General features: G+C 72.1%; 22 protein-coding genes. 16 read left to right on the top strand and 6 right to left on the bottom strand.

What is annotated here, in order from left to right; translation table 11 throughout:
• Window positions 1-116 precede the first annotated feature (116 nt).
• The 3 genes from OG207_RS25040 (at window position 117) to OG207_RS25030 (ending at window position 2,457) form a co-directional block, all read left to right on the top strand.
• A complete protein-coding gene (locus OG207_RS25040; protein WP_329101026.1) occupies window positions 117-851 on the top strand; it encodes a GOLPH3/VPS74 family protein in 735 nt (244 codons plus the stop codon).
• 291 nt (window positions 852-1,142) lie between these two features.
• Window positions 1,143-2,027, top strand: coding sequence for a helix-turn-helix domain-containing protein (locus tag OG207_RS25035; RefSeq protein WP_329101024.1), 885 nt, complete (start codon window positions 1,143-1,145; stop codon window positions 2,025-2,027).
• Window positions 2,028-2,247: 220 nt separating this feature from the next.
• The gene (locus tag OG207_RS25030; RefSeq protein WP_266595453.1) at window positions 2,248-2,457 is read left to right on the top strand and encodes a DUF397 domain-containing protein; all 210 of its coding nucleotides are present in this window, start codon (window positions 2,248-2,250) and stop codon (window positions 2,455-2,457) included.
• Between the two features lie 214 nt (window positions 2,458-2,671).
• On the opposite strand, the gene OG207_RS25025 is transcribed toward OG207_RS25030, so the two are convergent.
• Window positions 2,672-3,529: a hypothetical protein gene (locus OG207_RS25025; protein WP_329101022.1), complete on the bottom strand. Its 858-nt coding sequence runs from the start codon at window positions 3,527-3,529 to the stop codon at window positions 2,672-2,674.
• A 175-nt stretch (window positions 3,530-3,704) separates the two neighbouring features.
• Between OG207_RS25025 and OG207_RS25020 the strand changes: the two genes are divergently transcribed.
• Window positions 3,705-4,955, top strand: a complete 1,251-nt coding sequence (locus tag OG207_RS25020; protein ID WP_402695946.1) for an aminotransferase-like domain-containing protein — start codon at window positions 3,705-3,707, stop codon at window positions 4,953-4,955.
• A 45-nt stretch (window positions 4,956-5,000) separates the two neighbouring features.
• On the opposite strand, the gene OG207_RS25015 is transcribed toward OG207_RS25020, so the two are convergent.
• From OG207_RS25015 to OG207_RS25005, 3 genes are all read right to left on the bottom strand, one after another.
• Complete coding sequence (locus OG207_RS25015) at window positions 5,001-5,468, bottom strand: hypothetical protein (RefSeq protein WP_329101020.1); 468 nt, start codon at window positions 5,466-5,468, stop codon at window positions 5,001-5,003.
• 137 nt (window positions 5,469-5,605) lie between these two features.
• Complete coding sequence (locus OG207_RS25010; RefSeq protein WP_266595443.1) at window positions 5,606-5,848, bottom strand: amphi-Trp domain-containing protein; 243 nt, start codon at window positions 5,846-5,848, stop codon at window positions 5,606-5,608.
• A 130-nt stretch (window positions 5,849-5,978) separates the two neighbouring features.
• Window positions 5,979-7,313: a diacylglycerol/lipid kinase family protein gene (locus tag OG207_RS25005; protein ID WP_329101018.1), complete on the bottom strand. Its 1,335-nt coding sequence runs from the start codon at window positions 7,311-7,313 to the stop codon at window positions 5,979-5,981.
• A gap of 244 nt (window positions 7,314-7,557) precedes the next feature.
• On the opposite strand from OG207_RS25005, the gene OG207_RS25000 reads away from it, so the two are divergent.
• The 10 genes from OG207_RS25000 to OG207_RS24955 all read left to right on the top strand — a co-directional run bounded on the left by OG207_RS25000 (window position 7,558) and on the right by OG207_RS24955 (window position 17,830).
• Window positions 7,558-7,968 carry a hypothetical protein gene (locus OG207_RS25000; protein WP_329101016.1) on the top strand — a complete coding sequence of 137 codons (411 nt, stop codon included), beginning with the start codon at window positions 7,558-7,560 and terminating at the stop codon, window positions 7,966-7,968.
• Between the two features lie 390 nt (window positions 7,969-8,358).
• A complete protein-coding gene (locus tag OG207_RS24995) occupies window positions 8,359-8,637 on the top strand; it encodes a hypothetical protein (RefSeq protein ID WP_329101014.1) in 279 nt (92 codons plus the stop codon).
• A gap of 119 nt (window positions 8,638-8,756) precedes the next feature.
• Complete coding sequence (locus tag OG207_RS24990) at window positions 8,757-9,074, top strand: hypothetical protein (RefSeq protein ID WP_329101012.1); 318 nt, start codon at window positions 8,757-8,759, stop codon at window positions 9,072-9,074.
• Between the two features lie 41 nt (window positions 9,075-9,115).
• Entirely contained in the window at window positions 9,116-9,934 is an 819-nt protein-coding gene (locus tag OG207_RS24985) for a hypothetical protein (RefSeq protein ID WP_329101010.1), read from the top strand.
• A complete protein-coding gene (locus OG207_RS24980; RefSeq protein WP_329101008.1) occupies window positions 9,925-10,428 on the top strand; it encodes a hypothetical protein in 504 nt (167 codons plus the stop codon). Before OG207_RS24985 ends, OG207_RS24980 begins: the two co-directional genes overlap by 10 nt.
• 148 nt (window positions 10,429-10,576) lie before the next feature.
• On the top strand, window positions 10,577-11,359 hold the full coding sequence (locus OG207_RS24975) for an SDR family oxidoreductase (protein WP_329101006.1): 783 nt from the start codon (window positions 10,577-10,579) through the stop codon (window positions 11,357-11,359).
• 51 nt (window positions 11,360-11,410) lie between these two features.
• A complete protein-coding gene (locus OG207_RS24970; RefSeq protein WP_329101004.1) occupies window positions 11,411-13,987 on the top strand; it encodes a bifunctional FO biosynthesis protein CofGH in 2,577 nt (858 codons plus the stop codon).
• Window positions 13,988-15,109: 1,122 nt separating this feature from the next.
• Window positions 15,110-16,228 carry an ADP-ribosylglycohydrolase family protein gene (locus OG207_RS24965; RefSeq protein WP_329107846.1) on the top strand — a complete coding sequence of 373 codons (1,119 nt, stop codon included), beginning with the start codon at window positions 15,110-15,112 and terminating at the stop codon, window positions 16,226-16,228.
• Window positions 16,229-16,317: 89 nt separating this feature from the next.
• The gene (locus OG207_RS24960; RefSeq protein ID WP_329101002.1) at window positions 16,318-17,178 is read left to right on the top strand and encodes a TIGR03619 family F420-dependent LLM class oxidoreductase; all 861 of its coding nucleotides are present in this window, start codon (window positions 16,318-16,320) and stop codon (window positions 17,176-17,178) included.
• 82 nt (window positions 17,179-17,260) lie between these two features.
• Window positions 17,261-17,830, top strand: coding sequence for a hypothetical protein (locus tag OG207_RS24955; protein WP_329101000.1), 570 nt, complete (start codon window positions 17,261-17,263; stop codon window positions 17,828-17,830).
• Window positions 17,831-17,852: 22 nt separating this feature from the next.
• Here the strand turns inward: OG207_RS24955 and OG207_RS24950 are convergent, their stop codons facing one another.
• Entirely contained in the window at window positions 17,853-19,067 is a 1,215-nt protein-coding gene (locus OG207_RS24950; RefSeq protein ID WP_329100998.1) for a DUF4241 domain-containing protein, read from the bottom strand.
• Window positions 19,068-19,071: 4 nt separating this feature from the next.
• Entirely contained in the window at window positions 19,072-19,512 is a 441-nt protein-coding gene (locus OG207_RS24945) for an ATP-binding protein (protein WP_329100996.1), read from the bottom strand.
• Window positions 19,513-19,639: 127 nt separating this feature from the next.
• Between OG207_RS24945 and OG207_RS24940 the strand changes: the two genes are divergently transcribed.
• Entirely contained in the window at window positions 19,640-20,476 is an 837-nt protein-coding gene (locus OG207_RS24940) for a helix-turn-helix domain-containing protein (protein ID WP_329100994.1), read from the top strand.
• The gene (locus tag OG207_RS24935) at window positions 20,473-20,661 is read left to right on the top strand and encodes a DUF397 domain-containing protein (protein ID WP_329100992.1); all 189 of its coding nucleotides are present in this window, start codon (window positions 20,473-20,475) and stop codon (window positions 20,659-20,661) included. Before OG207_RS24940 ends, OG207_RS24935 begins: the two co-directional genes overlap by 4 nt.
• Window positions 20,662-20,702: the final 41 nt, after the last annotated feature.

Here is a 20,702-nt window from a genome sequence, read left to right as displayed (position 1 = left end):
CCCCGTGCTAGACGAGAACGACATAGCTGCGGGTTCCCCCACAAAGCGACCACGCGCTCTCGACAGATGAATGTGAGAGGCGTCACCCTGTCACTCATCCACGCGGGGAGGCATGGATGGGCAGGAGCCGCAGAACAATTCCGGAGGAGCTTCTGCTGCTCGCCTTGGACCCGGCCACGGGTACCACGGCGCAGCCGCAGTCGCTCGACCTCGGCCTGGCCGGGGCACAGCTAGTGGAGCTGGCTCTGGCAGGACGGATAGCCCCTGATGGGGATCGTATCGCCGTGGTGATGCCACGGCCGACAGGAGATCCGACTCTGGACTCCGCACTGGAACTGCTGCGCAGGCGCGGCAGTCCGGTACGGGCCGTCCACTGGATCGGTGGACCCCGACTGGGGCTCCGCCAGATTTACCTCGCCCATCTGGAGCGCTGCGGCATGGTCCATGCCGTGGCGGGACAGATGTGCGGAGTGCTTCCGACGACTCGCTACCAGGCGACGGACACGGAGATCAGCCGGGAGATCCGAGCCCGGCTCGACAGTGCGATCCGCACCGGCGTACCGCCGGACCCGCGGACCGCGGCGCTCGCCGCACTGGCCCACGCGGTCGGACTCGGCAAGCACCTGTACCCCGGCAACGAGGGTCGGTCGTCCAGGTCCCGACTGCGGGACCTGATCCGGCACGACCCGATGGGCGGACTCGTGGCGCACGCCGTGATGGACGTCCAGAACGGTGTGGCCGCACAGCCACGCCGTGACCGCGCACCCGCACCGCCGGCCCGGGTCACGGCGAGCAGCGTTCCGCTGCAGCCGCGCCGGACGGGCGCGATGGCCCGCGCGGCCGCGCACTGATCCACCCCGACCCACCCCCGATCCACCCGATCACCCGTTCCACCGCTTCACCGCTTCACCGCACCACCATCGCAACGCCACCGCCCAGACCGACGTCCGCGAGGACCCGGTCGGTTCGGGAGCCGCCAGCGCGCGGGGTGGCGGGGCCGGTTCGCCGACCCCGCCACCCCGCGCGTCTGTGTTTTCCGGACCGTTCCCCAGCGGCGCCGCCCGCTTCGGTGGCAGTCTGCTAAACACCAGATACGCAGAGAGACAGCTGCAACGACAGAAGAAGGCGGAGGTGCCGTTCACGTGGCGTCCAATGTCAATCCCACCGTCCGACGCCGCCGACTGGGCATGGAGTTGCGCAAGCTCCGCGAGGACAAGGGCATGACGGCCGAACAGGTCGCCGAGCGCCTCCTCGTCTCCCAGTCGAAGATCAGCCGACTGGAGAACGGCCGCCGCTCCATCAGTCAGCGCGACGTCCGCGACCTGTGCGACGTCTACGAGGTCGAGGACCGCCGCCTCATCGACTCGCTCATGCAGATGGCCAAGGATTCCCGCCAGCAGGGCTGGTGGCACGCCTTCGGCGACATCCCGTACAGCGTCTACATCGGCCTGGAGACGGACGCGGCCAGCCTTCGCACGTACGAGCCCTTGGTGATCCCGGGGCTGCTCCAGACGACGGAGTACGCCCAGTCCCTCGTCCGCGGCGCGTGGCCGGAGACGGCCCCGGCCGACGTCGACAAGCGCGTCCAGGTCCGGATGCACCGCCAGAAGCGGCTCTCCGATACGGACAACAACAACCCGGACCTCGGTCCGCTGCGCCTGTGGGCGGTGATCGACGAGGCCGCGCTGCGCCGGCGCGTGGGCGACGCCCAGCTGATGATCCGACAGCTCGAATACTTGATAGAGCAGTCGGAGCAGCCCCACGTCACGGTGCAGGTGATGCCCTTCGAGCTGGGCGCGCACCCCGGCGTGAACGGCCAGTACGCGATCCTGGAGTTCCCGGACGCGTCCGACTCGACCGTTGTCTACATCGAGGGCGTGACGAGCGACCTGTACCTGGAGAAGGCCAACGACGTCCAGAAGTACAGCGTGATGTACGAACACCTGCGCGCGCAGGCGCTCAATGTCGACCAGACCCGCGACTTCATCTCGGGAATCATCAACGAATATGCCGACAAGGGCGCGTAGGGGCTGGATGCGGACGATATCCACCGTGCGCTTGGCAGGTGGGTCGGCACCGTACACCGTCACTCCCCAGCCACAGAAGGCTTGAATGGAATATGCCACCCGGTCGGGTGAATGCTCGCTTCACCCGTCAGGAGCTGCCGGTAGCGTCGATCAGGTCAGCCGGAAGATTGGCCGACAGGACACCGGAACCACCGGAACTACTCGCTCACCGGAGAGAAACATGGCTATTCGCCAGGGCGCCACGACCAACTGGATCAAGTCCTCCTACTCCGCCAACGGCGCCTGCGTCGAGGTCAAGTCCCCTGTCATGGAGGCCATCGCCGTCCGCGACTCGAAGGCGCAGGACGGACCGTCCCTCACCTTCGCCCCCGACTCCTGGACCTCGTTCGTCGCCGACGTCACCGAGGGCCGGCTGGGACGCCTCGCCTGAACATCACGGCGCGTCCCAACCGCCCGCGCTTTCACTGCCGTTCGACCCCCGCGTCCAGCACCAGCGGGCCCGTCTGCTGCACCACCCGCAACACCTGCGCCACTTACATCACCTGCATCACCTGCACGACCTGCACCACTGACTGGAGCCCTCTCGACCGACCCGCCGTCTTGGCCGAGGGGGCTCGGCCGTGCCCGGGGGGCCGGCGACCCGCTCAGCGCAGCTGATCGACGTAACGGTCGGTCCCCGGCACCGTCGGAATGAACGGCGCCACCAACTCCACCCGCCCCAGCCCCGCCTCCGCGACCTCCGCGTCCAGCCCTCGGAAGCGGTCCCAGCAGGTCCGGGGGTCCTCCTGGAGGAACCACAGCAGCGTGAGGCGGGTGTCGACCCCCTCCACCTGTTTGACGTACGTCATCCGGTCGCCCGGCAGCGGCGTGGGCCGGAAGACCGTCACCATCGCGGCCGGACCTCCGTGCAGCCGCTTCGGCAGGGCGCGCGAGCGCAGCCACTCCAGCAACTCGGCCCGCTGCTCGGGCCCGTCTGCGTCGACGACCTGGACGACGAGACCCTCGTACGGGTGGTCCAGGGCATGGAAGTCCCGCGGGCCGGCGGCGCCGTCGCGGTAGACGGTGACCGCGTGGTCCTGGAAGGACGTGAAGACGTGGGTGCGGTCCTGGTAGACCCGACCGTCGCGGTTCAGGCGCTTGTTGATGCCCACCGTCCACTTCATGTGCTCGTCGTAACGCCCCCGGGTGACCCAGTACGTCGATATGTAGCAGCCGGCCGTGACGGGCTGGGCGACGGCCGACTTCTCCGGGTAGCGCAGCTCCTGTAGCTCGCGGGTGGCCACCCAGCGGCGGCCCGCGTACATCCAGGGCATGGCCATGGCACCGGCGTAGTAGTGGTCGTCCTCGTACCAGCGGTTGTACGCGTACTCGTGGCCCGGGTGCGGCTCCACCATGGTGATCAGCGCATGCCCGGGGCGGACGCCGTAGGGGCCGACGGCCGCGAGCTCGGCGTAGTCCTCGACGCGGGTGTCCTGCTGCGGGTCCTGCTCTCCTGTCGTCATGGAACCGGTCTATCTGATACAGCATCAGATGGGGAGGGGGCGGACGCCTCCGGCGGCCCGTCCATCACCTGATACATAGATGCCGTCTACAACTTTCCCTCGCTACGATGCGCGCACCCGCCTCCTGAAGGAGCTGCCCGTGCCTGCGACCGTGCCTGCGACCGTGCCTGCCTCCGTGCCTACGACCGGGCCTACGACCGGGCCCGCGAGCGCACCCGCTGCCGTGGCCGCCGCCGCGGCGCCGCCCGCGTTCGCCGCCCGCGCCGCCTCCGCGGAGGGGTCCCCCGTACGCGAGATCCTCGCGCTCACCGAACGCCCCGGGATCATCTCCCTCGCTGGTGGCCTGCCCGCGCCCGAGCTCTTCGACACCGAGGGCCTGCGGGCCGCGTACGACGCCGCCTTCGCGGTGTCCGCGCGGCGCGCGCTCCAGTACTCGACCACCGAGGGCGCCCCGGAGCTCCGCGAGGCCGTCGCCGCCCGGGCGACCGCGCGGGGGCTGCCGACCGGCCCGGACGACGTACTCATCACCTCGGGCTCCCAGCAGGCCCTGACCCTCATCACCGCCACCCTGATCGAACCCGGCGACGTAGTGCTGGTCGAGAACCCCACCTACCTCGCGGCCCTCCAGTGCTTCGGCCTGGCGGGGGCGCGGGTGGTGGCCGTGCCCTGCGACGCGGAAGGCATCCTCCCGGACGCGCTGGCGGAGATCGTGGCGCGCGAACGGCCGAAGCTGCTGTACACCGTCCCCACCTTCCAGAACCCGACGGGACGCACCCTCCCGGCCGCCCGCCGGGCGGCGGTCGCGGAGACCGCGGCCCGGCTCGGACTGTGGCTGGTGGAGGACGACCCGTACGGGGAACTCCGCTACGAGGGCTGCGCCGTCCCGTGGCTCGCCGCGCACCCGGGGGCGGAAGACCGTACGGCCCTGCTCGGCAGCTTCTCGAAGGTCATGGCCCCCGGGCTGCGGCTGGGCTGGCTCCGGGCCCCGGTGGCGCTGCGGCGGGCCGCGGTCGTCGCGAAGCAGGCGGCGGACCTCCACACCTCCACGGTGGACCAGCTGGCCGCGGTGCACTACCTCGCGGCGGTGGACCTCGACGCGCACATATCCACGGTCCGGACGGCCTACCGTGCGCGCCGCGACGCCCTGCAGAGCGCCCTGAGCCGGAGCCTGCCGGCCGACTGCGAGTGGAACCTGCCCGCGGGCGGCATGTTCCTCTGGGCCCGCCTGCCGGAGGGCCACGACGCGACGGACCTCCTCGGGACGGCCGTCGCCCACGGCGTCGCCTTCGTCCCGGGCGCCCCCTTCTACGCCACCGCGCCGGACCCCCGCACCCTGCGCCTGAACTTCACGACGCACGCGCCGGCCGAGATCGCCGAGGGCGTCGACCGGCTGCGCGCGGCGCTGGCGGAGTACGGGGGGAAGTAGCCGGGGAGCGGCCGGGGGCCGCTACTGGGGACCGGGGCCGCGGTTTCAGTGGGCGAGGGCGACCTTGAGCAGCACGATGAGCAGCCCGAGGAACAGGTTGATCACACCGGCCAGGGCCATCAGCCGGCGTGAGGCTCCGGCGCGGCTGGCGGCCACGGTGGCCCAGCCGACCTGTCCGATCAGGGCGACCGCGAGCGCCAGCCAGGCGATGCCCGTGGCGCCCAGGCCGAACAGCGGCGCGATGCCCGCGGCGACGGCCGGGGGGACGGCCGCCTTGATGATCGGACGCTCCTCCTTGGACGTACTGCGGACCACGTCCCAGCTCAGCCGGTTCACCATGCGGGCCCCGAAGAGTCGGGAGAAGACGTGCGCGGCCCAGAACACCACCCCGGTACCGAGGAGCAGCGCGACGAGTTCCAGCCTCGGGTACTTGCCGAGGGTCCCGGCGCCGACCACCACGGAGGCGGCGAGCAGGGAGCCGTAGACGGCGCCGGTGTAGTCCTCGCGGCCCACCTCCCACTCCGGGGGGCCGCCCTCCGGCGGGCCGCCCTCCGGGGGACCGCCGCCCTCCGGGGGACCGCCGCCTTCCGGGGGGCCGCCGCCCTCCGGGGGACCGCCGCCTTCCGGGGGGCCGCCTTCCGGGTGCGCTGTCACGCGGCCCCGGCCTGCGCGGTGGGCCACTTGAGTTCGATCTCCATCTCGATCTCCCCGTCGCCGATCTCGACCTCGATCTCGGTGCGGAGCTCGTCGGGGACGCGCAGGCTCATCTTCCCGGGGCCGAGTTCCAGTTCGGCATTGCCGCCGTGGCGCAGCGCCTCCGCGAGTGCGGAGAGCTGGTCGGCGACCTCGAGGCGGGAAAGGGAGCTCTTCTGCTCAAACTTGAGGTCCTTCACGGACGTCTCCAATCCGCTGCGAACACGGGTACGGCTCATTGTGCGGCCGCACCGGAGGTCGGGCATCCCGGGCCGGGCATCGCGGGCCGGGCATCGCGGGCCGGGCATCGCGGGCCGGGCATCGCGGGCTTCAGTCGCCCTGGCCCGCCACCGGCCGGTTGAAGGCCAGGGCGAGGACCGCGCTCCACTGCATGGGCGGCGCGGTCGGCGGGGCCCCCGGGCGGACCCTGGGCACCAGGACGCGCAGGGCGCCCGGACGGATGGAGCAGGTCACGGGTGTGGGCATGGTCAACGCCTCGCCGTCCACGGCGACGGCGATGCGTTCCGCGGCCGAGCGGACGACGACCTGGCGGGAGGTGAGCACGTGCAGGCCCGCCGCCCGCGCACCGCGCAGCGCGACCTCGGCCGCCTGGGCCGCGCTGTTCACCCGGATGCCGAGGACGCCCAGCTCCCCGCGGTCGAGGCGGGACCTGCGGGCGCCCATCGGCTCGGAGGACGTGTACGGGTTGTTGCTGACGAGCAGCGCCTGCTGCGACTCCAGCCGTTTCTCGTCGGTCACCGCGTCGAGCGTGGTGCCGGCGTATCCCATGAGCAGGTCGGGCATTGCGGCCAGTGCCGAATCCGCCTTGGCGTCCCGGTACTCCGGCCGCTGCACGATCTCCGCGTAGACGCCGAACGAGGCCGTGTTGACGAAGGCCTGGCCGCCCACGACCCCCAGGTCGACCCTGAGCTCCTCCCCGTCGGCGAGCGCGTCCAAGCACCGGGCCGGGTCCTCGCGGTCCAGCCCGAGGTCCATGGCGAAGTGGTTCCGGGTGCCCGCGGAAATCACGAGGAACGGCAGGTCGTGTTCGGCCGCCACCTCGGCCACCCGGGCCTGGGTGCCGTCGCCGCCCGCCACCCCGAGCAGGTCCGCCCCGTCGGCCACCGCCTGCCGGGCGAGGGCGGCGACGTCCGTCACGACCGCCGGGTCGAGCACCACCACGCGGGCGCCGAGCGCCTCTCCCTTCTCGACCAGGCCGAAGCGGCCGACCTTCCCGCCGCCGGACTTCGGGTTCATGATCAGCACCGGGTTGCGGGGGGCGGCGCGCGCGACGGCCCGCATGCCGTCGGGCCGGCGCGCGGCGCGCAGCCCGGTCCGCGCACAGGCCACGGCGGCCGCCCACAGGGCGATGGCCAACAGCGCGATGGGCCACAGGTCCGCGTGCGCGTAGATGAGCAGGATGGCCACGGGCGCGCCCACCACCAACAGGGTCCCCACGAACCGCACCGCCCCGCGATGAGACACCACCCACCAGGTCCCCATGGCCGTGAGAGCCGCCCCGGCCACCCCGACGACGAGGACGAGCAGTCCCCCGACGATGCCCTCGGCCAGCAGCGTCAGCGCGGCGAGCACCGCACAGGCCACCGCCAGCAGGGCCCACAGCCGAGCGCGCCGGGGCGCGCCGGAAGTATGCGGGAGTGCCATGCCCTCACGTCCTCGCCTCGTGCCGCGGACCTCCACCACGAGGGTGTGGTCATCTCCGATCATCCCCCGCGGAGCATCGACCGTCGACGCGACGGGGACGCCACTGCGGACCATGCGCAGGGAAAAGGCAGGCATCCGCCGTTCAAGGAGGAAGAGACGAGGATGCCGGAATGCCACAAAAATACGGCAGCTAAAATTTCTTCGACCGGAACATATTCCACATGCTGAAGTCTCGGGGATTGGCGTGCAGTACAAATACAGGTTCATGAAGGATGGAATCGGCCTGGCCGCCGATCTTCTGGCGCACACGGAAGAATCCGAATCCGCGCCATCGGGAGCCATCCAGCTGGACCAACGCCTGCACCTGCGCCTTCCAGTGGGCCACGTCTACTGGAAGGACGCCGCATGGCTTGCGTACGGACTTTCACTCCACACCACAGAGCTTTCACCCATCGCCGACGGGCACCGAATCGTTGTCATCAACTCCTTCGCCTACCCCGGCGCCGACTACCAGGCGGAAGTAGCAGCCCTGGCAATCGACGGATGGGTCCACCAAAACCTGAACACACCCCCCTGCGGAATCTCCGTAAGCTTCGACCCGGCCACACCGGAAATTCCGCTTCGACTGGGGGACAGGCATGGTTCCGTTCTGTGACGACCTTCCGGACTGAGCCGTCGATCTCCCCGGCTCAGGGGTGGGGCGGGGCGTGCCGGCCCCTTCACACCTGTGCCCGCGTCACGATCTGACTCGGGCACGCCGCGCCCGGGGCACGGCCCGAGGCGGATCGTGCCGGGCCCGCGGCCGGGAGCGAGCCCGGGCCCGAGGGACCCCGTACCGTCCACCGGGGCGCCGGCGTGAAAGGCTGTGTTCGATTCGAGTGCACGGGTGGGGAGGTGACCGCGTGAGCGATGGATCCTGGGGGCACCTCAAGAGCCGGTACCCCATGGGAGCCCGGGTCGCGGGGAGGGTGAAGGTCGTCGCGGACCTCGTCGACCGCGATCAGCAGCTGGCAGTACGGGTGGGCCCTCCGTGGTGGAGGTCCCCGTGACGCTGGTGGATCACCAGGAAGTCGACGTCGTCGTCACCGCTGTTGCCCCTTATGGGTCGCAGGTCGACGCCGATGGCATCACCGGGTTCGTCGACCAGGCCAAGCATCCGTCCTGGTGGTCGCCGGACGTACCGCCTCCACAGGTCGGGGACCGCCTCCATGCCGTCGTCCTGGACGACTCACGGGTCCCTCCCCGGCTGAGCGCTCTCACGACGGACATCGACATCGCCCGCGTGCTGCGCGATCCCGCCCGGAAGGGGAGCCGCGAGTCGTGATCGTGAGGTTCACCCTCCGACCCGGCCAGGGGGATCCCAGCGGTTTCGATTTCGGAGACATGGTCTGGCAGGGGGAGCTGGGAGGAACGAGCTCGGCCGGCAGGAGCCCCGATCAGGGGATGATGATCCACATCTCCGTCGTCCTGCTCCTCGACACCCTGCGCGTCTTGTTGCAGGGGCGAAGCACCACCGCGTCCTTCGTCGGCGTGGGCAGCTCCTTCCGATTGGCCTTCAGGGCGACGAAGGCCGGGATCAGCGTGACGTCCACATCGGGAAAATTGGCAGTGGTCAGCCGCGCCGCGCTGGCAGCCGCCGTGCTCCGCGCCGCCGAGGAACTGACCGATGCGACGCTGGAAGCGCTGCCCGCTGACGATGGCGTCCGAGGCGATGTCACAGCCGCCCTGAACAAATTCCGCAGCGCGGCACGACCGCTCTGAGCGAACCCGGGGCATCAGCAGAGGGCAGGAGGGCAGGGGGCATGACGCGGTTCGACGGGTTGCTCGGAATCGATTTCGCGGGGCGGCGGACCGACGACGTCGACGACGTCATCTACGACGGCTACGACCACGCCGAGCACCGGGAGCGCGTGCCCGGGCTCGTCTCCCTGCTCGGGGATGCGTCGGCGGCGGACCGCGAGAGGTTTCTGGCCTGCCTGGCGCTGGTGGCCTGGGGTGAGCCCGTGGGGTACCGGATGGTGCGGGAGGCGTGCCTTGAGCCGCGGAAGGCGCCCTGGTACGACCTGGTCATCGACCGCAAGTTCTCCGTGGACTGCAGCTACGGGCACCTCTCCGCAGCCGCGGCGGACAGTAGGGAGCTGGCCGAGGAGAAGGGGTCTTCGGCGCTCCGGGTGGAGACCTTCCGGTCGCTGATACGGATGGCCGACCGCGAGTACTTCGAGGAGAAGCTCGGGGACCACCTGGACGAGGACGTGGTGCGGGCCTGTCTTCCGGACATCCGTGACGTCGTCCGCCGAAGCCTCGGGTCCCTCACGGCCGGGATCCCGTGCCGGTTCGACGTGGCGACCCAGCTCGTCGATCTCGCCAACTCCGTTGTCGTCGTCGACGAGGATCTGGCCGTGGAGCTCGTCCTGCAGATCCTGCGGGCCGCTCCGTCGGGTCGCGTCATGGCCCATGCCGTCGCCGCGGTGCACCGGGCCGACGGGCCGGCCGGGCAGGCGCTGGCCGATCATCTGTACCGCAGCGGCAACGCGCACGTGCGGACGCTGCTCGCCGGACGCTGCTCGCCGGGCGCGGCTGACCGGCAAGGTGACCCGGGGGAGGACGGCGCATGGAAATGAACCGCTCGATGGCCCGCCTGCTGGGCCGGGTCGACACCGGGGGCATCACCCCGGACGAGGTTCCTCCCGGATTCCTTCGGATCGCCGAAGGCGGCTGGGAGGTCACCTCCGGCGGCGCGCACGTCTTGTCGGCGCTGAAGTCGGCTCCGCCGGGACCGTTCTCGGACGTGGTGCACGAGGAGTACACCGTCAACGGTCGCGGCATGACGGACCACGACCTCCCGGCCGCCGGGGAGGAGCGGGAGTCGAGGCTGCTGCGGCGTTGCGTGGCGTACGCGCGCAGCTGTCTTCTGCGTACGGACGCGCTGCGCTCCGCCGTGGAGGTCTCCGCGTACGTCTCCCTGTCCTACGGCGGCCTGAACGACGACCACCTCACGGCGAACGTCACCTTCTGCGGCGACCACCCGGGCGTACGGCCCTATGCGGCCGACCTGGAAGCCTTCGGGTCCGAATCCTTGCTGAAGCTCCGGCGCGCGGGGCTGCCCCTGTGGTGACCCGTGGATGACGAAGCCGCACGAGCCGCCGGCGGCAACGGCGGCCGCCGCCTCCGCCGCTCTTCAGGTCCGCGACCCTTCACACCGTCGCACCCACACCGTAGCCTGACGCGCCGTCAGATATAGTCGTGTGCCCCGGAGGTCCGTCATGCTGCTGCAAGGGAAGACCGTCATCGTCTCCGGGGTCGGGGCCGGGCTCGGGCATCAGGTGGCGGCCGCCGTCGTGCGCGACGGCGGGAACGCCGTGCTCGGGGCGCGGACCGAGGCGAATCTCGCCAAATCCGCCGCGGAGATCGACCCCGACGGCACGCACACCGCGCACCTGGCGACCGACATCACCGACGAGGCGCAGTGCGAGGCGCTCGCCGCGCTCGCGCTCACGCGCTTCGGCCGGATCGACGGCGTCGTGCACGTCGCCGCCTGGGACTCGTACTTCGGAGGGCTGCAGGACGCCGACTTCGGGACCTGGCAGCAGATCATCGACGTGAACCTGCTGGGGACCCTGCGGATGACCCGGGCCGCCCTGCCCGGCCTCAAGGAGCGCGGCGGGGCCGTCGTGGTCATCGGGACGCAGTCCGCCGTCGCCGCGCCCAACGAGGTGCAGCAGGCCGCGTACGCCGCTTCCAAGGGGGCGCTGACCTCCGCCATGTACTCCATGGCCCGCGAGCTCGGCCCACACCGGATCCGCGTCAACACCGTGCTGCCCGGCTGGATGTGGGGGCCGCCCGTGCAGGCCTTCGTCACCTTCACCGCCCATACCGAGGGCGTCCCCGAAGCCGAGGTGCACGCCCGGCTCACGCAGCGCATGGCACTGCCCGATCTCGCCACCGACGGGGACGTGGCGGATGCCGCGGTGTTCTTCGCCTCCGACCGGGCGCGGGCGATAACCGGCCAGTCGCTGCTGGTCAACGCGGGTGAGCTGATGAGATGAGCCACTCCCCGGCCGCCCCACCGCCGCAACGTCGGATCGTATGCTCGGCCCATGACCACTCCGAGTGACGCTCCGACCGAAAACGCGATGCGCCGCGCGCTCCGGCGGGCCCGCGACGGCGTCGCGCTCGACGCGACCGAGGCGGCCGTACTCCTCCAGGCGCGCGGCGAGGACCTGGGCGACCTCGCCGCCTCCGCCGCACGGGTGAGGGACGCCGGGCTCACCGCCGCCGGGCGGCCCGGTGTCATCACCTACTCCCGCAAGGTCTTCATCCCCCTCACCCGCCTCTGCCGCGACAGGTGCCACTACTGCACCTTCGTCACCGTCCCCGGCAAGCTCCGCAAGAGCGGCCACGGGATGTACCTCTCCCCCGACGAGGTCCTCGACATCGCCCGCCAGGGCGCGGCAATGGGCTGCAAGGAAGCGCTCTTCACCCTCGGCGACCGCCCCGAGGACCGCTGGCCCGAGGCCCGCGAGTGGCTCGACGCGCACGGCTACGACGACACCCTCGCCTACGTCCGCGCCATGGCGATCCGGGTCCTGGAGGAGACCGGCCTGCTGCCGCACCTCAACCCCGGCGTCATGTCCTGGTCCGACCTCCAGCGGCTCAAGCCGGTCGCGCCCAGCATGGGCATGATGCTGGAGACCACCGCCACCCGCCTGTGGTCCGAGCCGGGCGGCCCCCACCACGGCTCCCCCGACAAGGACCCGGCCGTACGACTGCGGGTGCTGGAGGACGCCGGCCGCTCCAACGTCCCCTTCACCACCGGCGTGCTCATCGGCATCGGCGAGTCCTACGAGGAGCGGGCCGAGGCGTTCTTCGAGCTCCGGCGGATCCAGCGCGCCTACCACGGCATCCAGGAGGTCATCGTCCAGAACTTCCGCGCCAAGCCGGACACCGCCATGCGCGGCATGCCGGACGCGGAGCTGGAGGAGCTGGCCGCCGCCATCGCCGTCGCCCGGCACATCCTGGGCCCGAGCGCGCGGATCCAGGCCCCGCCGAACCTGGTGGACGCCGAGTACGCGCTGCTCATCGGGGCGGGCATCGACGACTGGGGCGGGGTCTCCCCGCTGACCCCCGACCACGTCAATCCCGAGCGCCCCTGGCCGCACATCGAGGAGCTGGCCGCACGCACCGCCGCCGCCGGCTTCGAGCTGCGCGAACGCCTCACCATCTATCCGGAGTTCCTCCAGCGCGGCGAACCCTGGTTGGACCCGCGCCTGCTGCCGCACGTGCGGGCGCTGGCCGATCCACAGACCGGGCTGGCCGACGAGGCCGCCACGGTCGAGGGCCGGCCCTGGCAGGAACCCGACGAGGGCTTCACCGCGTACGGGCGCACCGACCTGCACGCCACCATCGACACCGAGGGCCGCACCGGCGACCGCCGCGACGACTTCGACGACGTGTACGGGGACTGGGAGGCGCTGCGGGAGGCGGCCGCGCCCGGCATGGTGGCGGAGCGCATCGACACCGACGTACGGGGCGCCCTCGCCCAGGCCGCCGACGATCCGACGAAGCTGACGGACGCGCAGGCGCTGGCGCTGCTCCACGCGGACGGCCCGGCCCTGGACGCGCTGTGCCGCATCGCCGACGACCTGCGCAGGTCGGTGGTGGGCGACGAGGTCACCTACATCGTCACGCGGAACATCAACTTCACCAACGTCTGCTACACCGGCTGCCGCTTCTGCGCCTTCGCGCAGCGCCGCACGGACGCCGACGCCTACACCCTCTCCCTCGACCAGGTCGCCGACCGGGCCGCCCAGGCCTGGGACGTGGGCGCGGTCGAGGTGTGCATGCAGGGCGGCATCCACCCGGACCTGCCCGGGACGGCATACTTCGACATCGCGCGCGCGGTGAAGCAGCGGGTGCCCGGCATGCACGTGCACGCCTTCTCGCCGATGGAGGTGGTCAACGGGGCGACCCGCACGGGGATGTCCGTACGGGACTGGCTGACGGCGGCCAAGGAGGCGGGCCTGGATTCGATCCCGGGTACGGCGGCGGAGATCCTGGACGACGAGGTCCGCTGGGTCCTGACCAAGGGCAAGCTGCCGACGGCCGACTGGATCGACGTCATCACCACCGCGCACGAGCTCGGCATCCGCTCCTCGTCCACGATGATGTACGGGCACGTGGACCAGCCGCGGCACTGGCTCGGCCACTTCCGCACGCTGTCGCGGATCCAACAGCAGACCGGTGGCTTCACGGAGTTCGTGACGCTCCCCTTCATCCACACCAACGCGCCCGTGTACCTGGCGGGCATCGCGCGGCCGGGTCCGACGGTCCGTGACAACCGGGCGGTGACGGCGATGGCCCGGATCCTGCTGCACCCGCACATCCACAACATCCAGACGAGCTGGGTGAAGCTGGGGGCGGACGGCGCGGCCGAGATGCTCCGGTCCGGGGCGAACGACCTGGGCGGCACGCTGATGGAGGAGACCATCTCGCGCATGGCCGGGTCGAGTTACGGCTCGTACAAGTCGGTGCAGGACCTGATCGCGGTCGCGGAGGCGGCCGGGCGGCCCGCGAAGGCCCGTACGACGCTGTACGGGGAGGTGCCGCAGGAGCGGCAGGAAGCGGCCCGCGCCTCGGACGGGCACCTGCCCGAACTGCTCCCCGTACTGGACTGAACGGAAGGGGATCCCGGCCGGCCGGTCGGTATCCCGCTCGTGGCCGGTCGGCCGGTCCGGATCAGCCGACCAGGAGGTCCTTCTTCAGCTCCTTCAGCTCACGGGCGTCGCGACGGCGGTCGCGGCGAGGAGGGCCTTCTTCATGGCTCCGAGGCTGGGTGGCCGCGGAGAACGTCCGATGAACGAGGCGTGACCGAAAACGACCGACCCGAAGGCAACTGACAAAACGTGCCACCTGCCGGGTCGCGGCCGGAAGTATTCGGATTCTGGCCGGTCTGCGCTCACTTACGGGATCTCTGGCCGACTGCTTCCGGTTTCGATCGATCCTGTCCACTACAGTGCGGGTTCGCGTGCGCGGCGGGTACGGGTAGGGGCGCCGGGCATCGAGTGGACTCGTCAGCGGGGGGCGCGGTGCCGGGAATGGACGCAGTGAACGGTACGAACGACACGGGCTCCGCGACGGGCCCGGTCGGGCACGGCCCCGCAGCCTCCACGGCCGGCCCGGGCGAGAACCCGACGGCCGACGCCCCCGCCCTCTCCCTGCACGCCCCCGCCCCTCCCGTCACGCCGGCCGACCCCGGCATCGCGGTCACCTCTGTCCCTGCGGGCGGTGCCAACCCGCCCGGCGGCCACGGCCCGGCAGACGCCACCACCCCCGCGGGCACCGGTGGCCCCGCAGGCACCTCTGGCCCCGCGGGCGGCCATGGCCCCGCAGTCGGCCCCGGCCAGGCAGGCAGCCACGACGCGGCGGGCGGTCAAGGCCCGGCAGACGCCCCGGGCCCCACGGGCGGCCACGGCCCGGCGGACGCCACCACCCCCGCGGGCGCCTCCGGCCCCACGGGCGGCCACGACTCCGCAGGCACCCCCAGCCTCACAGGCGGCCCCGGCCCGGCCGGCACTCCCGGTCCCGCTGACGGTCACGGCCCGGCGGGGGCCACCGGGCCCGCGCCGGTCGGCGGCCATCGTCGGGCGGACACGAGCCCGGCCGGTAGCCCTGGCCCCGGCCCCGCGGGCGGTCATCGCCCGGCGGGCGGCGGCCCGGCCGCGTCCGGTCACGGCCCCGGCGCGGGCCCCGGCGCGGGACCGGCTCCCGCCGGGGCGAACCGCACCCTCGGCCGCGGCATCGCCACCGGCATCTGGGGCCGCGCCGAACAGCAGGACTTCCGCAGCCGCGTCCGCGGCACCCTCCTCGGTTCCGCCCTCGGCGACGCCCTCGGCGCACCCGCCGCCGGCCTCTCCCTCGCCGCCCTCCGCGAGGCCCACGGCCCGGACGGCCTGACCGGTCCGGCCCCCGCCCTCGGGCGCCGCGGCCGGGTCACCGCCGCCACCCAGCTCACCCTCTTCACCGTGGACGGGCTGATCCGGGCCCACGTGCGCCGCGACACCGGCGCCTGGCACCCGCCCACCGACCTCCACCACGCGTACCTGCGCTGGGCCGCCACCCAGCACGACTGGGGCCCCGACGAACGCCGCAAGGACAACGGTTGGCTGGGGCGCGAGGAGTGGCTCTACGCCCGCCGCGCCCCGCACCGCGCCTGCCTGACCGGCTTCGCCGACGACGTCCTCGGCACCCTCGAACAGCCGAAGAACCCCACCGCCCGCGACGCGGCCGCCGCCTCCCGCTCCGCACCCTTCGGGCTGCTGGTCGGCTGGGAGCCCGCCCTCGTCCTCCAGTTGTCCGTCGAGTGCGCCGCGCAGAGCCACGGCCACCCCACCGCCCACCTGTCGGCCGGAGCCGTCGCCGTCATCGTCCACGGCCTGGTCCGCGGCGACTCCCTCGACTCCGTCGTCCAGCGCACCCTCGGTCTGCTGGGCGCCCGCCCCGGGCACCAGCCCGTCACGGACGCCCTTCAGCGCGCCCTGGCCGCCGTCACGCAGGGCTCGCCCGGGCCCGATGCCGTCGAATCCCTCTCCCCCGGCGGCGACGGGCCCGAGGACGCCGCCGACGCCCTCGCCGTCGCCCTCTACTGCGCCCTGGTCGCCGAGGACGTCCCGCAGGGCCTGCGCCTCGCCGTCAACCACGGCGGTGACTCCATCGCCGCCGGCGCCCTGTGCGGGGCCCTGCTGGGCGCCCTGCACGGAGAGACGGCCCTCCCGGCCGCCTGGCTCGCCGAGCTCGAAGGCCGCGCCGCGCTGCTGGAACTCGCCGACGACTTCGCCCTGGAGCTCACCCAGGGCCCGAGCCTGCACGGCCCCACCGCCGCCTCCCCCGGCTGGCTGGCCCGCTATCCCCGCGGCTGAACCGCGCCCCCGACACCTGACGCCCCCTCAACATTCGCGGGCCCAGCCCGTACCGTGGCGGGTCCCACGTCTCGGAGGTGCCAGAGCGCATGCGGATCGCCACGACCATCTTCCTCACCGACCGCACCATCTCCCCCGTCCGGCTGGCCCACAGCCTCGAAGAGCGCGGCTTCTCCGGCCTCTACCTCCCGGAGCACACCCACATCCCGGTCAGCCGGGAGACCGCCGCCCCCATGGGCGGTGAACTCCCCGAGATGTACGGGCGCACCCTCGACCCCTTCGTCGCCCTCGGCCAGGCCGCCGCGGTCACCCAGCGGCTGCACCTCGGCACCGGCATCACCCTGGTCGCCCAGCACGACCCGATCGACCTCGCCAAGCAGGTCGCCACCCTGGACCACCTCTCCCACGGCCGTTTCACGCTCGGCATCGGCTACGGCTGGAACGTCGAGGAGGCCGCCGACCACGGCGTCGAGTGGCGCACCCGCCGGGACCTGGTCCGCGACCGGATGGCGCTGATGCGCGCCCTGTGGTCCCCCGAGCCCACCGCGTACGTCGGCCAGTACTGCTCCGTCCGGGCCAGCGCCGCCCACCCGAAGCCGGTCCAGGCGCCGCGCGAACTCGGCCCCGGCGCATCCCTGTACGGCCCGCGCACCCTGATCGGCGGCGCGGCCGGCCCCAAGCTCTTCGCGGCCATCGCCGACCACGCCGACGGCTGGCTCCCCATCGGCGGTGGCGGCCTCGGCGAATCCATCCCGGTGCTGCGCCAGATCTGGGAGACGGCCGGACGCGACCCGAAGACCCTCCAGGTGGTCCCGTACGCGGTCCGTCCCACGCCCGGCAAGATGAGCCACTACGCCGACCTCGGCATCGAGGAGGTCGTCCTCCAACTCCCCTCGGCCGCGAAGCCGGAAGTCCTGCGCACCCTGGACGAGTTCGCCCAGTACCTCTGACGGGGCGGCCGGGGCGGGACGAGGGCCGGCCGGTCCCGAAAACCCCTCGACGGCCCGCCGCCACCCTGCCGATCATGACGCCATGACGAACCGAGGGGCGCACGGCGTGGATCAGGACTTCAACGAACTCTGGGAGGCGCTCCCGGCGGGCATCCGCACGCAGGTCGACGGCTACGTCCTCCAGGACGGCTTGATGCGTGCGATCAACCTGGTGTGGGAGGCGGGCCGTGCCCGGGGCATCGGCCTGCGGGAGGCCCAGAACATCGTCCACCTGCGCTACGTACACCTCGGCGACCGGGTGGCCCGCACCCCCGACGATCCGATCGACCTGGACTCGCTCGCCGCCCTGGCCCACGGCATCCGGGCCAAGGTCGTGGCGGTCGAGGCGGTCTGGGACGGGGACACCGTCCACGGCTGGTTCGTGAACCTGCTGGCCATCACGGACGACCCCGCCGGCCAGAAGGGCCTCGCCACGATCTACTGGGGCGCGGCGGAACGCGCCCTGGACGGCGCCGACACCGGCGGCCTCCACCACCCCTCGGCGGCGGCAGCCACCCGCGCGGGCACCGCCCTGGCCGCCCACCTCGGCGTGCCGTTCCATTTCGCCAGCCCCGACACCCCGGACGACGAGGCGCCCCGCTGGCGCCCCTGAACGCCCGCCCGGCGGCCGGGGGTCAGGGCGCCGCGAGCTCGGGCATCCTGTCGATCAGCACCACCACACCGACCACGTCCCCGTCGGCGGACCTGCCCACCCAGACCGGATGGTCCCCGTCCGAGCACACCGCGAACGCGGCCAGCTCGGCGCCGGAGACGGGCTCGCGGGTCCGCACGAGGAAGATGGAACCGGCGTCCGGCACCCCGTCGTCCGCATCGCTGTCCGCCATCACCCGGTCGAAACGCTCCTGGAGCGGTCCCCACGCACGGGCATCGGCGAAGGCACCCGTCGCGCCATCCGTGGAGAAGCAGTACACCTCGCCCTCGCCGAGCAGCCGGGGATCGTCCTCCGGCGCCATGGCCATCTCCCAGGACACCGCGGGCGCATCGCTCACGCACAGCCGGACCGCCGTGGTGTCCGTGCGGTCCACCCAGCGCTCTTCGTACATGCAGACGTACCCGAAGGTGATCCGACCCTCTTCGAGCGGGTACTCCCCGGGCGGCACGGGCACGGTCAGGCGCGGCCCCCTGCCGTCCAGCGGGCAGTCGATGCCCAGCAGTCCGCTCGGCACGTGCAGGGTCCCGCGCCGCACCGGCTCGACGACCGTCATCTCGGGGTCGGCCGGCGTGGTCATGCGCGTCCCGGGGCGGAACAGCGCGTCCAGTGGGCCGGCCTCGCCCGGCCGGGGAGCCCGCCAGCGGTCGGCGGGCTCGGACTCCACGCCGGCGACCCGTCGCTCCACGGCCGCCTCCCGGACGGTGACCGGCTCCGCCAGCCCGTGCACCTGCGCCGAGAGCACGGGCCAGCACCCGAACTCCGGGCGGTCCATCCACCGCTCCTCCTCGGTGACCTCGGCCGTGGTGTACGTCGATCCCCCCTTGGAACCCCTCGGTTCCCGCACCAGACGGCCCCGGCCGTCGGGGTGCAGGGTCACGGTGGTCCGGGAGGCCTCCTCGTCGAACTCCGGCATCCCGGGCCCGGCGTAGCCCCAGCGGCGTGTCCGCCGGGTCAGCAGCCGGTCCCCGTCCAGGAGCCGGTAGTCGACCTCCTGGACGCGGCGGCCCTGCTCGTCGTAGACCCAGAGGCCCACGTGGTGTACCTGCCAGGAGACGAGCCTGACTTCGAGCGGAGCCTCCCGGCCGGGTATCCGGTACTCCACGACGTACGGCAGCCCGGCCGCGTCCCGCTCCCGCGCCGCCTCGGCGGACAGCGGCCGCCACCGACAACGCCGCATGCCGCTACGTCCGCACCCCCGCGCGGTGGGTCAGCTCGGCCCAGACGGTCTTGCCGATCAGCCGGTCCGTGACCCCCCAGTCGGCGGCGAGGGCGTCGACGATGCGGAGCCCGTAGCCGGATTCGGCCTGGTGGGCGTGCGGACGCACCGCGGGCCGGCGGTCGCGGCGGGCGTCGGAGACCTCGATGCGCAGGACCCCTTCCAGCAGGGTCATCCGGAGCTCGAAGTCCCGCCCGGGCACCCGCCCGTGGACGACGGCGTTGGCGGCGAGTTCGGCCACGAGGAGCCCGGCGTCGACGGAGAGCGGGTGGGATTCCGGGATGCCCCAGTCGTGGAGCTCGACGAGGGCCAGCTGGCGGGCGAGGCGGGCCCCGCGCCGGGTGCAGCTGAAACGCTGAGTGAACACGCGTACGAGGGTCCGGGAGGGGCCGGAAGGTGCGGTCATGCCGCCAACATCCCGTGTGGCCAGGGCCGTTCAACACCAAGCGAACTCGCACAAACCAACTGTACGAGTTCACTCCCTGGACAGTGCGAGTCACGGTGCGTGAACATTTCTCGCGGAGGTGACCGCCATGGTGAGTGCCGACGACAGCGGCGACGGCGAGGTCGAACCGGATGACAGCCTGCGCAGCTTCGGCGAGACGGTCAAGGCCTCCCGAAAACGCGCCGGCCTGACGCAGGAACAACTGGCGCCCCTGGTCGGGTACTCGGTCCAGTACGTCGGCTCGGTGGAACAGGGCCGCCGCCACCCGTCGCAGAAGTTCGTCAACAAGACCGACGCAGCCCTGAACGCGCACGGCGTGATCATCATCGCCGCGCGGCAGTTGTCACGGCGGCGGGGCCTGGCGTCCTGGTTCCGGCGGTGGGCGGAGCACGAGGCGAGCGCCGTCATCCTCAACACGTACGAGTCGCGATCCGTGCCGGGTTTGCTACAGACCGAGGCCTACGCGCGAGCACTGGTGGACGACGTCCTGCCACCACCCACCTCCGACGAGGTCGAGTCCCGCATCGCGGCCCGACTGAAGCGCCAGCAACTCCTGTTCCGCACCCCGTACACGGTCTTCAGCTTCATCATCGACGAGGCCGTGATCCTGCGGCAGACCGGCGGACCGGAGGTGACCCGCGAACTGATCGACCACCTGCTGGAATGCGGGCGACTTCCCAACGTGGACCTGCAGATCATGCCGCTGGTCAGCCCCGAACACGCGGGGCTAGGAGGGGCCTTCCGACTCCTCGAAACCCACGAACACGAGTGGATGGGATACAGCGAGGGGCAGCAGTCGGGCCGCGTACTAACCGACCCGAAAGACGTCAGCCTCCTCCATCTGCGGTATGCCAAACTTCGCATCCAGGCCCTCAATCCTGCGGACAGCAGGGCCCTGTTGATGCGAATGCGAGGATCCCTGTGAACAGCTCTCAGCTGCAATGGTTCAAGAGCAGTTACAGCAGTGGCGACGGCGACGACTGCGTCGAGGTCGCCGCGTGCGCGGACTCCGTCCACGTCCGGGACTCCAAAGTGACGGCCGGTCCCGAGCTGGCCGTCGCGGCCGCGAGCTGGGGGGTCTTCCTGGCCGGGGTCACCGCGCGCCCCTGACGCGCCCCTCTCGCACTACAGAGGGTGACCGCCATTGGGGT

The sequence above is a fragment of the Streptomyces sp. NBC_01439 genome, assembly GCF_036227605.1.
Taxonomy (GTDB): domain Bacteria; phylum Actinomycetota; class Actinomycetes; order Streptomycetales; family Streptomycetaceae; genus Streptomyces.
This window is presented reverse-complemented; position numbering and strand designations above follow the sequence as displayed.